The organism is Thioclava pacifica DSM 10166 (assembly GCF_000714535.1).
Taxonomy (GTDB): Bacteria; Pseudomonadota; Alphaproteobacteria; order Rhodobacterales; family Rhodobacteraceae; genus Thioclava; species Thioclava pacifica.
On record NZ_AUND01000031.1, the window covers coordinates 1 to 590 of the forward strand.

Here is a 590-nt window from a genome sequence, read left to right on the forward strand (position 1 = left end):
ATGAAAATCGCGATGATCGGCACGGGCTATGTTGGGCTCGTCTCGGGGGTATGTTTCTCGGATTTCGGCCATGAGGTCGTGTGTGTGGACAAGAATCCCGAGAAGATCGAGATGCTGCTGAAGGGCGAGGTTCCGATCTACGAGCCGGGGCTCGATGCGCTGCTGGCCAAGAATGTCGAGGCGGGCCGCCTGAGCTTCACCACCGATCTCAAAGCTGCCGTCGCGGGCGCCGATGCGGTCTTCATCGCGGTGGGCACGCCCACGCGGCGCGGTGATGGCCATGCCGATCTGACCTATGTGATGGCCGCCGCCGAGGAGATCGCGAACGCGCTGACCGGCTATGCGGTGATCGTGACCAAGTCGACCGTGCCGGTGGGCACGAACCGTCAGGTCAAGCAGACCATGCGCAAAGCCAACCCGAATGCCGAGTTCGAGGTGGCCTCGAACCCCGAATTCCTGCGCGAAGGCGCCGCGATCGACGATTTCATGCGCCCCGACCGCGTGGTCGTCGGCACCACCTCCGAGAAGGCCGAGGCGGTGATGGGCGAGATCTACCGCCCGCTTTTCCTGCGCGAATTCCCGATCCTCTA

Annotated in this window: 1 protein-coding gene; it reads left to right on the top strand. The window is 63.6% G+C overall.

Annotated elements, in window-relative coordinates:
• Positions 1-590: nucleotide sugar dehydrogenase (locus TP2_RS12105; RefSeq protein ID WP_038077867.1), on the top strand; the 590-nt coding region annotated here is incomplete at both ends.